This window comes from Enterococcus sp. AZ084, assembly GCF_051714905.1.
Taxonomy (GTDB): Bacteria; Bacillota; Bacilli; order Lactobacillales; family Enterococcaceae; genus Enterococcus_B; species Enterococcus_B pernyi.
This window is the reverse complement of record NZ_JBIOSS010000001.1, coordinates 1-12,192: the sequence shown is the minus strand read 5'-3', so window position 1 is coordinate 12,192 and position 12,192 is coordinate 1. Positions and strand designations below refer to the sequence as shown.

The following is a 12,192-nucleotide window of genomic DNA, read 5'->3' as shown; positions in this document are numbered from 1 at the left end:
ATCTACTCCTTTTTATATAATTGTTGCATATTTTCTTGGATAGCAGCGAGCAGTTGTTGTTTTGCTTCTTCTACAGTCACATTTTCCAGTTGTGTTGCCGCATTGGTGAAATGTCCGCCACCGCCTAAGGATTCCATGATCAATTGGACATTGATCGTTCCTGTGCTGCGGGCACTGATACCAACTAAGCCATCCGTCCGTTTCGTAATGACGAAAGCGCCGTTGATATTGACCATTGAGAGCAACGTATCTGCTGTTTTTGCTGCAATAACACTATTATACTCTTTTTCATCCGTCCCTGCTGCCACCACAATATCCTCCGTCACTTGTTCATTGTGGGCGATCAAGTGGCTGATTTCTAAATAAGTGGCTAAATCAGAGCTCAATAAATATTGTACTAAGGATGCGTCCGCACTACAAGTCTTTAAATAGCTTGCAACATCAAACGTACGTGCTGTCGTTCGCACATTGAAGTTATTCGTATCAACGGTCATGCCAGCTAACAACAACGTCGCCTCTAAACGGCTGATCCGATTGGTTCGGCTACTTTGGTATTGGATTAATTCTGTGACTAATTCAGAGGCAGAAGACGCAGAAGATTCAATATACGTTAAGAGCGGTTTGCTTGGAAACTCTTCGCCTCGACGATGATGGTCAATGATCACGATCTTATCAAATTGCTCGTAAAGGCTCTGAGAGATCGATAGCGATGGTTTATGGTAATCGACCATTACGAGTAGATCCTTGTCTTTCTTAAGCTCCATTGCGCGTTCTGGCGTAATCAATTGCATCTCCAACTCTGGTTCTTTATGGATTTCTGTTAAACAGCGTTCCACATCTGGAATGATCTCTTTTTCATCGATGACGATATAGGCTTTTTTCTGATTGAAGCGTGCCAGACAACTGACTCCAACGGCTGAACCGATAGCGTCCATATCAGGGAAGCGATGCCCCATAATAAATACATCGCCTGTTTCATCAAAAATTTTGCGTAAAGCAGTACTCATCGCCCGTGAACGAACGCGCGTACGTTTGATGGTCGTTGCTGATTTCCCACCATAGTAAGTAGGTTTCGCTCCTTCACGAACTTCTTTCACCACGACCTGATCTCCACCACGAACCAAAGCGATATCTAAGTTATTTTGAGCTTCGCTACCGATTTCTTCTAGTGTTTGTTGTCCATAGGCAATTCCCATACTAAGGGTCAACGGATGGTTTTGTCTTTCAGCTTCTGCGCGTAAGCGATCTAAGAGATCAAATTTCTTATCCATCATTTTCTTTAAGTCACTCATCTGTCCAAAAAAGAAAAAGCGCTCTGAATTGATTCGTTTAAAAAACACATGATATTCATTCATCCAGTCAGAAATCAGTGTCGTAATGAAGGAGTTCAAATAAGAAACTTCTTTTTCATCCAATTTATCGACCGTATCTGCATAGTTATCGATTGAAAGAATCCCGATGATTGGCTGGCTATTCACTTGATGGATCTTCAGTAGTTGGTTCTGGGTCACGTCAATAAAGTAAACGACCCCTTTCACCGTATCCAATTCAAATTGAAAGGTTTTGTCAGCTAAATAGACTTGATTTTTCTTTTTTTCTTTTGCTGAAAAAAAAGTTTCTAACAAGTCTGCTTCCAATAAAGAGCTTTGGTCTTTCACATTCAATGCGAAAGGATTCAGCCAATCAATGGTTTGTGTCGCTGGTTGGTAAGAGATGATTCCGACTGGCATGATCTCAGAAACATAATTCAAATTGGATTCCGCAACTGTGGAAGCTTGTTGGATCTTGTCACGATTCCTTAGAGTCAACCACCGTTTCATCTTTAAACCATAACGAATACAAAATAGATTCACGATCAGGATGAACAACGCACTGATCAAGCGAAATGGCATCAATAATACAACCAAAACTTCTGCAAGGATCAATAAAAGAATGAGCAGAGGGCTCGGGCTTACTTTTATTTTTTCTTTATCCATGTCTTTCCTCCCGTAACTGATTAGCCTAATTTTACCATAACTCATGTCATGTAAGCGACTAAACACCTAAATGGAACAAAAAGAGGAAGTCACGACAGTAGTCATAACTTCCTCTGTAATGGTTTGAAACGATTGGGTATTCCTACAGAATCATTCCTAAAGCGAATTATTCTTCGCCAACGAATGGTAGTAATCCCATGATACGTGCGCGTTTGATTGCAATCGTAATTTTACGTTGGTTTTTAGCGCCTGTACCTGTTACACGACGTGGCAAAATTTTACCGCGTTCTGAGATAAATCTTTTTAGTAATTCGATATCTTTATAATCGATATATTCAATATGGTTAGCAGCGATGTAGTCTACTTTACGACGTTTACGTCCGCCTCTTCTTTGTTGTGCCATTCTATTTCCCTCCTATCAAATTCGTTTAGAATGGTAAATCATCGTCTGAAATGTCGATCGTTGAGCTTGATCCGAATGGATCAGAAGAATCACGATCAAAATCAGGCATACCGTTGGATGATTGAGATGTTTGATTATAGTTATTGTTTCCGCCGTTTCCGCCAAAATTATTTGTCGATTGACCAGTGTCTTGGTAGCCACCGCTTTGTTGACGGTTTTCAGATGCTGCACGACTTTCCAATAATTGGAAGTTTTCAGCAACTACTTCTGTTACGTACACACGTTGTCCTTGTTGATTATCATAAGAACGCGTTTGAATACGACCAGTTACACCTAAAAGAGTTCCTTTATGTGCATAGTTTGCTAGTGTTTCTGCTGATTTTCGCCAAATCACACAATTAATAAAATCCGCCTCACGGTTGCCGTTTTGGCTCGTGAAGTTACGATTGACAGCTAAAGTGAACGTTGCTACAGCAGTGCCACTTGATGTATATCGTAAATCTGGATCTTTTGTCAGACGTCCAACTAGTACAACGTTATTAATCAAAATGGTCATCTCCTCTCATCGTTTGATTGTTCCATGTGAAACAATAATTAAGCTTCTTCTTTTACGATCATGTGACGAACGATATCGTCATTGATTTTAGCAAGACGATCAAACTCGTTGATTGCATCTGCTGATGATGGAGAAGATACTTTAACGATGTGATAGATACCTTCACGGTAACCGTTCATTTCGTATGCTAAACGGCGTTTTTCCCAATCTTTTGATTCGATAACTTCAGCTCCGTTATCTTTCAAGATTGAATCGAAACGTTCGATTAAAGCAGTTTTTGCTTCTTCATCAATGTTAGGACGAATAATATACATGATTTCATATTTCGTGTTTTCCATTGATTTTTCACCTCCCTATGGACTTTCGGCTCTCAGCTTTCCCAAGAGCAAGGAGAGTTTTCTAATAAATTAGACTACTCACAATCCTCAATTATACACGCAATGCACTGAAAAAGCAAGCTACTATCCTTTGTTTTCCAAATTTTTCTCTTGAGACGAGCAAAAACCCCCAAAGATAGTTTTACCTATTCTCTGGGGGGATTTTTCAGATGATCCTGTTGGTTTTACGCTTGTTTCTATTCTTCTGTGTTGTCTGTTTCCACGTTTGTTGCGTCTGCTTCGACAACCGTTTCTTCCGCAGGTTCTGGTTCTACTGCTGCCATGGTCACCACTTTCGTTTCTGCTTCCATCTTGATCAAGCGCACGCCTAGCGTTGCCCGACCTGTCTGAGAAACCGTTGAAACGTTGAAGCGGATGATGACACCTTTGTCTGTGATCAACATAATATCTTCTTCGCCTGTCACCGTCGTCAATCCAGCTAATGGACCATTTTTCTCAGTGATATTCGCAGTTTTGATCCCTTTACCCCCACGTCCTTTGACAGGGTACTCAGAAACCTTGGTACGTTTTCCATAACCTTTTTCTGTGATGATCAAGACTTCATGATCCTCATTCATCAAGGCTGCTCCAACGACGTAATCGTCTTCTCTCAAACGAACCCCACGAACCCCAGAGGCTGTACGTCCCATGTCACGAACGGCATCTTCTGCAAAAGTCACAGAATAGCCATCGTGTGTACCAATGATGATGTTTGATTGGCCATCAGTCAATAAGACGTTGACCAATTCATCATTTTCTTTCAAACCAATCGCAATCAATCCATTGCTACGGATATTGGCAAAAGCAGTGACAGTCGTACGTTTGACTGTCCCTTGTCGCGTAGTAAAGAACAAGTAATGTCCTTCCTCTGCTTCACCAGTTACTGCGATGATGGCTTGGATCTTCTCACTTGAATCAATGCCAAGTAAGTTGATGATTGGAATCCCTTTTGCTGTACGTCCGTACTCTGGGATCTCGTATCCTTTCGCACGATACACTTTTCCGTTATTGGTAAAGAACAGCAATGTATCATGTGTCGAACAAGAAACAAGATTTTTCACGAAATCATCGTTATGAACACCCATTCCTTGGATGCCTCGACCCCCACGACGTTGTGCGCGGAATTCGTTGTTGGCTAAACGTTTGATATAGCCATTATTCGTCAATGTGATCACGATTTCTTCTTCTTCGATTAAATCTTCGTCTTCTAAACTCAAGACTTCACCGACCAGTAATTCTGTACGACGTTTGTCGCCAAATCGTTGACTCAATTCAGCAAGTTCGGTTTGAATGATTTCTGTTACCCGTTCAGGGCGAGCAAGAATATCAGCTAAATCTTCAATGAGTTTCAATAATTCTTGGTATTCATTTTCGATTTTTTCTCTTTCCAAACCAGTCAAACGGCGTAAACGCATATCTAAGATTGCTTGCGATTGACGGTCAGAAAGATCGAAGCGTTCGATCATCGCGTTTTTCGCTTCTTCATCTGATTTGGACCCACGAATGATCGCGATGATTTCATCAATATGATCTAAGGCGATTCGTAGTCCTTCTAAGATATGTGCTCTTGCTTCTGCTTTATCTTTTTCAAAGACCGTACGACGTGTAATAACTTCGCGTTGGTGTTCGATATAATTTTCAAGGATTTGCTTCAAGCTTAGAACTTTCGGTACGCCTTTTTCGATCGCTAACATATTGAAACCAAATGAGTTTTGTAAGGATGTCAATTTGTAGAGATTGTTCAAAATGACAGAGGCACTCGCGTCACGACGCACATCGATCACGATACGCATTCCTTCACGAGAAGATTCATCTCTTAGATCCGTGATCCCTTCAATTCGTTTGTCACGGTGCAATTCTGAAATTCGCTCAATCAATTTCGCTTTATTGACCATATATGGCAATTCAGTGACTAAGATCCGCTCTTTTCCATTTGGCATTTCCGTGATTTCTACTTTTGCTCGAACAGTGATTGAACCTTTTCCTGTTTCATACGCTCGACGAATGCCGGATTTCCCCATGACTAATCCGCCAGTAGGAAAATCAGGCCCAGGTAAGACTTCCATCAATTCATTGGTTGTCACATCTGGATTTTCCATCAATAGATCAATCGCTGCTACAACTTCTGTCAGATTATGTGGGGGAATATTCGTCGCCATTCCGACTGCGATCCCTGTCGTACCATTGACTAGCAAGTTAGGAAAACGTGCCGGTAAGACAACTGGTTCTTTTTCCGTATCATCATAGTTGCTTTGGAAATCAACCGTGTTTTTGTTGATATCACGTAACATTTCTGTCGCGATCTTACTCATTCTGGCTTCAGTATAACGCATCGCAGCTGCGCCATCTCCATCAACTGACCCAAAGTTTCCATGACCATCTACTAACATGTAGCGATAGCTAAAAGGCTGCGCCATCCGAACCATTGACTCATAGATCGCACTGTCACCATGGGGATGGTATTTACCCATGACGTCCCCCACGATTCTGGCCGATTTCTTGTGTGCTTTGTCTGGTGTGACACCTAGTTCATTCATCCCATATAAAATACGGCGGTGAACTGGTTTTAATCCATCTCTAACATCTGGTAGAGCCCGAGCGACAATGACACTCATGGCGTAATCTATGAAGGAGTCTTTCATTTCGCTAGTTAGATTGACATCATGGATGTTTTCTCTGATTTCTTCACTCATTTTTCTTCCTCCTTCATGATTAAATATCTAGATTTTTAACATAGTGAGCATTTTCTTCAATGAATGCACGACGAGGTTCCACTCGATCGCCCATCAACATTTCAAACACTTCATCGGCAGCAATCGCATCATCTACACTGACACGAGCCATCATACGTTTGCTTGGGTCCATCGTCGTTTCCCATAGTTGATGATCATCCATCTCACCAAGCCCTTTGTATCGTTGGACACTTGGTTTTGGTGTTGCTGGTAGTGATTCGATGACTTTTCTCAACTCTTCTTCGGCATTTTTCCCTGGTTGGACATACGTGATTTTCTTTCCTTGTTTAACGCCATATAGCGGTGGTTGCGCGATATAAACATAGCCGGCTTCCACGATTGGGCGCATATAACGATAAAAGAGCGTCAATAGCAACGTACGAATGTGGGCACCATCGACATCGGCATCGGTCATGATGACTAATTTATGGTAACGTGCTTTGGACACATCGAAATCTTCACCAAACCCTGTCCCCATCGCTGTAAACAGTGAGCGAATTTCTTCGTTGGCTAAAATTTTATCCATACTTGCTTTTTCAACGTTCAAGATTTTCCCGCGGATCGGTAAAATCGCTTGAAATTCACGGCTTCGTCCTTGCTTTGCTGAACCACCGGCTGAATCTCCTTCGACGATGAACAATTCACTTTTTTCAGGATCATTGCTGGAACAATCGGCTAATTTACCAGGTAGATTACTGATTTCCAATGCTCCTTTTCTCCGCGTCACTTCACGCGCGCGTTTAGCCGCTAAGCGGGCTCTAGAGGCAAGTAATCCTTTTTCGACGATCTGACGGCCCACACTTGGGTTTTCCAATAAGAATTTCATGAAATGCTCACTGAACAAACGATCAGTGACCGTACGTACTTCTGAGTTTCCTAATTTTGTTTTCGTTTGTCCTTCAAACTGAGGATCTGGATGCTTGATCGAAATGACTGCTGTCAATCCTTCACGCACATCTTCACCTGTTAAATTATCATCATTTTCTTTCATCAATTTTTGCTTACGTGCATAATCATTGATGACCCGTGTCAAAGCTGTCTTAAATCCTGATTCATGTGTTCCGCCTTCGTACGTATGGATATTGTTGGCAAAACTCATGATATTGGAATGATAACCGTCTGTATATTGCATCGAAACTTCGACAGTGATTTCTTGTTGTTCCCCTTCTAAATAAACAGGTTCTGGGAAAATCACTGTTTTGCTCGCATTTAAATATTCGACGTAACTTTTGATTCCACCGTCATAATGGTATTCTTTCACGACAGGCTTTTCTTCGCGACGATCTTCAATTGAGATTTTCATCCCACGATTCAAGAAAGCCAGCTCACGAATACGAGTCGCCAATTTATTAAAGTCGAAAGTTGTCGTTTCTGTAAAAATTTCTGGGTCTGGGATGAAGTGAACGGTCGTTCCACTTAAATCAGTGTCACCGATGACTTTCAAATCATCGACTACCGCCCCACGACGATATTCTTGGTAATAGATCTTGCCATCTTTGTACACTTTGACATCTAATAGTGTCGATAGTGCATTCACAACGGACGAACCAACCCCATGAAGACCACCGGATACTTTGTAGCCGCCTCCGCCAAATTTACCACCCGCATGCAAGACAGTAAAAACTGTTTCTACAGCTGGACGACCGGTCTTCGCTTGGATATCGACCGGGATCCCACGACCATCATCGATGACAGTGATACTGTTGTCTTCCTCAATGATGACTTGGATCTTTGTCGCAAATCCTGCCAAGACTTCATCAATCGAATTATCGACGATTTCCCATACTAAGTGGTGAAGTCCTTCTGAACTTGTTGAACCAATGTACATCCCCGGACGTTTCCGAACGGCTTCAAGACCTTCAAGCACTTGAATCTGACTGGCATCATATTCTTTTGCGCGCTCGACTAAACTTCTTTCTTCTGTCATGTATGTTTATTCTCCTTTTATTTCTCCCTGCTGAACATAAAAAATCTCAGGTTCAACAGTCATTTTATTTTTAACGTGATCCAGGGAGGTAGTAGTTAAGAATGTCTGTACTTTCCCTTCGATCGTTTCAAGTAAATGGAGTTGACGCTGGTCGTCTAACTCACTCATTACATCATCCAGTAATAGGATCGGATACTCGCCTGTTTCTTCTTTGATCAAATCGATTTCTGCTAATTTGACACTTAATGCCGTTGTTCGCTGTTGACCTTGAGAACCAAAATTTTGCACGTTTTTGTCATTGACAAAAAAAGAAAGGTCATCTCGATGGGGACCCACAGTCGTTGTCCCTCGAAAGAGATCTTTCTTTTTGTTTTGTTCGAGCAACGTTAAAAATTGTGACTGGATCTCTTGAACTGTCATAGTGTCTAAAGAAGAGAGGGCGGTCACATATTCGATTGCCAACTGTTCTCTTTGATGCGTGATTTGTTGATGTAAAGAATTTGCCCAATATTCTAAACGCTTGATAAACTGCGCTCTTGCCTTTAGTACTTTGCTACCAAATTCTGCTAGTTGTTCAGATAAAATATCAAGATAAAGTAAATCCGTTTGTTTTTTCTCATTCAATTGCTTCAAATATTGATTTCTCTGCTTTAGGATTGCTTGATATTGGACAAGATCGTAAAGATAGATTGGATTGATCTGACCTAATTCCATATCTAAAAATTTGCGTCGGATCTGTGGGCTTCCTTTTACTAAAGAAAGATCTTCAGGAGCAAATAAAATGACATTCAATTGTCCAACATAACTACTCAACTTCTTTTGTTCGATATGATTGATCTTTGTTTTTCGTCCTTTTTTAGACAGTTGGATCTCTAACGGAATCTTAGAGGTTCCTCTTGTGATCTCCCCTTGGATCATCGACTGCTCATCGTTCCATCCAATCAACTCTTGTTCACTATTTGTACGATGACTTCTTGTCATTGCAAGCACATAAATACTTTCCAAAAGATTCGTTTTTCCTTGGGCATTTTCTCCTAAAAAAATCACGAGGTTTTTGGAAAAATCAATTTGCAATTCTTGATAGTTTCGATAATTTTTGAGGTGCAGCTTATTCAGCCTCATTATCGTTATTCCCTTTTTTTACCATAAAAAAAGTTCCTGCTTCTGGAACTTCGATCATCATACCGGGATAAAGCTTTCGTCCACGACGATTTTCTGGCTCGCCATCAACCAAAACCGTGTTTTCTGCTAAATACCATTTTGCTTGTCCACCACTGCCGATGACTGTGACTTCTTTCAGCATTTGACCCAACGTCATAAACTCAGTTTTTAGAATGACTTGTTGTTTCACTCTTCATCCCTCATTTTCATTATTAAAAGTATACTTTATTATACCCTTTTTTTCGCAAGAAAACAAATTTATCCATATATTTTTCCATATGAGCGGATTTAAATGAAAAAAGGTGATTTGAACAAAAAGAAACAGAAAGCCTTAAAATTGATTTTAGGGCCTTCTGTTTAAAATGGTTTATTTTTCAGTTTATTTTCAATTAGTATTTTAGTTTGTGCGTACTGGAGTGATCAATTGGATGAATTGTACCCCATCTTCCGTTGGTTCTAACGTAAATGGACGAATGGCAGAAATGAATTTTACTTTGATACTCATATCGCCAAATGCACGCAAAGCAGCTTTCATATAGTCCGGATTAAAGGAAATATCCAGCGGATCACCGGTGCTAGTCGTATAGTTCAAGCTTTCTTCTACTTTTCCGATTTCAGGAGAATTACCGTATAGAACAACAGAATCAGGCTGGATCGACAAACGAACGATATTGTTGCGTCCTTCATGTGAGAGCAAAGAGGCACGCTCAATCGCTGCTAAAAAGCTTGGGACAGAAAATTCCACTTCGGTATTGAAACTTGAAGGAATCAAACGATTCGTATCGGGATAATTCCCTTCTAACAAGCGTGAATAAAAATACATATTTTCAGTTTTGAACAATACTTGGTTTTCCATAATACTGATTTCTACGATTTCTTCTTCATTTGTCAATGAACGTGATAATTCAGTCAAACTTTTTCCAGGAATCACGATATCGAATTGATCAGCTGATTGTTCGATCGGAATCACTCGTTGACTCAAACGATGTGAGTCAGTTGCTACTGCTAATAACGAGTTGTCTTTCAAAATGAAATGAACACCTGTAAGAATTGGGCGACTTTCATGTTGAGAAACAGCAAACACTGTTTCATTGATCAATTTGGTCAATACATGTACAGGCAATTTCATCTGGTTGTGACTCTCTACAACAGGAAGATGAGGGTAATTATCCGCATCTAACCCATTCACTAAGAAATTCGCTTTCCCTGAAGTAATGGCCACTTGTTTGTTTTCTAACACTTCTAGCGTAAAGGTTTCTTCGGGCAATCGACGAATGATTTCACTGAAGAAGCGAGCTTGTAGAACAATAGCTCCTGTTGCTTCAATTTGCATTTGCGCTTTTTCATTTTCAACAGATAGAAATGTCTCAATTGAAATGTCTGCATTACTACCTGTTAAAGTCAGTCCTTCTTGATTGAGGGTGATTTTAACCCCAGTCAAAATAGGAATTGTCGTTTTACTTGAAATCGCACGCTGAACAGTTTGCAATTCTTGCATAAATGTTGCGCGGTTTAAGGTTACTTTCATTGTAGATCTCCTTTGCCATATATTTATTTTATTATTAGTAAATAAAGTAATAAAAGTATTAGGTACTGTTGATACTGTGGAAAACTATAAAAATGCTAGAAGAGAAAAGAAAAAACAGCTGTGGAAAATATGTGCATAACTTTTGAATGATTTCTAATTTTATCCACAAGGTGTTTTTCTTTCTATCAAGCATCTTTTTAGTTTAATAGGAAATTTTTGATTTCTGATACTTCATTTTGCATGCTGACACTTGAATCGATCAGCTGCTGGATTTTTTCGTGCGCATGGATGACAGTTGTATGATCTTTTCCACCAAATTCAGCGCCGATTTTAGGAAGAGAGCTATCGGTTAATTCCCGAGCCAAGTACATAGCGATTTGACGAGGAACAACGATCGATTTGACGCGTTTCTTTCCTTTTAGATCCTTTAATTGGATATGATAATACTTTGCAACTTCTTCTTGGATCTGCAAAATCGAGAGTTGCGGGTGACCTTTGCCAGATTTCAATGTCTTTAAAGCATCAGCAGCTAAACTAGTTGATATATCTTCACTGTTCATCGTAGCAAATGCTTGAACACGTACAAGAGCGCCTTCTAGTTCACGAATGTTGGAATCGATTTGTCCCGCAATATAACTTAAAGTATCATCAGGGATTTCTAGGCGTTCTGCTGCGGCTTTTTTTCTCAAAATAGCTGTTCTTGTTTCAAGGTCAGGTGGCGTGATATCTACTGAAAGTCCCCAAGCAAAGCGAGAAACGAGACGTTCCTGCAATTTTGGGATTTCGTTTGGTAAACGATCACTCGTCAGGACGATTTGTTTTCCTTCATTGTAGAGCGCATTGAAGGTATGGAAAAATTCTTCTTGAGTTGCTTCTTTTTCAGCAAAAAATTGAATATCATCGACTAATAGTAAGTCGACATTTCGATATTCTTGGCGAAATTCTTCGGCCGTTTTATTTTGGATCGAATTGATAAAATCATTGGCAAACGTTTCACTGCTTACATATTTGACCTTCGCATTTGGCTGACTTAACAACATTTGATGACCAATTGCGTGCATCAAGTGAGTCTTACCAAGTCCGACACCACCATAGAAGAACAATGGATTATAAATCGAACCAGGATCTTCAGCAACGACCAAAGCAGCGGCATGAGCCATCTGGTTACCTTTTCCGATTACAAATGTATCGAAGGTATACTTAGGATTCAACATCGCTTTTTTGATTGGTGTGATTGGGGGAACTTTCATTGTTTTGATTTCTTCTACTTCTTCTTGTTCCGCTTCTTCACCGGTCACAAAACGTGGAATGATTTCTTTTCCCGTTAACATGTAGCCGACCTCAACAATCTTTGTTGCGAGATTTTTTTCCCAATATTCCTTATGGATCTTGCTTGGAACAGTCACCACTAATTGGCTTTGTTCTAAGGATTTAGGTTGTGCTGTCTCGATCCAAGTATTGTAACTTGCTGGAGACAGTTCTTTTTGATAAGTCGTTTTTAATTCAGTCCATAAAGCATCGAGGGATACCAT

General features: G+C 40.3%; 10 protein-coding genes. All 10 read right to left on the bottom strand.

What is annotated here, in order from left to right; translation table 11 throughout:
• Positions 1-2 precede the first annotated feature (2 nt).
• The gene (locus IGI79_RS00050) at positions 3-1,976 is read right to left on the bottom strand and encodes a DHH family phosphoesterase (protein WP_019723038.1); all 1,974 of its coding nucleotides are present in this window, start codon (positions 1,974-1,976) and stop codon (positions 3-5) included.
• Between the two features lie 166 nt (positions 1,977-2,142).
• Positions 2,143-2,379, bottom strand: coding sequence for a 30S ribosomal protein S18 (gene rpsR / locus IGI79_RS00045; protein ID WP_010734555.1), 237 nt, complete (start codon positions 2,377-2,379; stop codon positions 2,143-2,145).
• Between the two features lie 25 nt (positions 2,380-2,404).
• The gene (gene ssb, locus IGI79_RS00040; RefSeq protein ID WP_010734556.1) at positions 2,405-2,926 is read right to left on the bottom strand and encodes a single-stranded DNA-binding protein; all 522 of its coding nucleotides are present in this window, start codon (positions 2,924-2,926) and stop codon (positions 2,405-2,407) included.
• Positions 2,927-2,973: 47 nt separating this feature from the next.
• Positions 2,974-3,273 (bottom strand): 30S ribosomal protein S6, encoded by a 300-nt coding sequence (rpsF, locus tag IGI79_RS00035; RefSeq protein ID WP_019723039.1) that lies wholly within the window; start codon positions 3,271-3,273, stop codon positions 2,974-2,976.
• 236 nt (positions 3,274-3,509) lie between these two features.
• Positions 3,510-6,005 carry a DNA gyrase subunit A gene (gene gyrA, locus IGI79_RS00030; RefSeq protein ID WP_104776762.1) on the bottom strand — a complete coding sequence of 832 codons (2,496 nt, stop codon included), beginning with the start codon at positions 6,003-6,005 and terminating at the stop codon, positions 3,510-3,512.
• A 19-nt stretch (positions 6,006-6,024) separates the two neighbouring features.
• Complete coding sequence (gene gyrB / locus IGI79_RS00025; RefSeq protein WP_010734559.1) at positions 6,025-7,971, bottom strand: DNA topoisomerase (ATP-hydrolyzing) subunit B; 1,947 nt, start codon at positions 7,969-7,971, stop codon at positions 6,025-6,027.
• A 6-nt stretch (positions 7,972-7,977) separates the two neighbouring features.
• The gene (gene recF / locus IGI79_RS00020; RefSeq protein WP_066026333.1) at positions 7,978-9,093 is read right to left on the bottom strand and encodes a DNA replication/repair protein RecF; all 1,116 of its coding nucleotides are present in this window, start codon (positions 9,091-9,093) and stop codon (positions 7,978-7,980) included.
• Positions 9,080-9,322, bottom strand: coding sequence for a S4 domain-containing protein YaaA (gene yaaA / locus IGI79_RS00015; protein ID WP_019723041.1), 243 nt, complete (start codon positions 9,320-9,322; stop codon positions 9,080-9,082). Before yaaA ends, recF begins: the two co-directional genes overlap by 14 nt.
• Before the next feature lie 207 nt (positions 9,323-9,529).
• Positions 9,530-10,660 carry a DNA polymerase III subunit beta gene (gene dnaN / locus IGI79_RS00010; protein ID WP_019723042.1) on the bottom strand — a complete coding sequence of 377 codons (1,131 nt, stop codon included), beginning with the start codon at positions 10,658-10,660 and terminating at the stop codon, positions 9,530-9,532.
• Between the two features lie 197 nt (positions 10,661-10,857).
• Positions 10,858-12,192, bottom strand: a 1,335-nt coding sequence (gene dnaA / locus IGI79_RS00005) for a chromosomal replication initiator protein DnaA (protein ID WP_023518857.1), incomplete at its 5' end; no start/stop codon positions are given.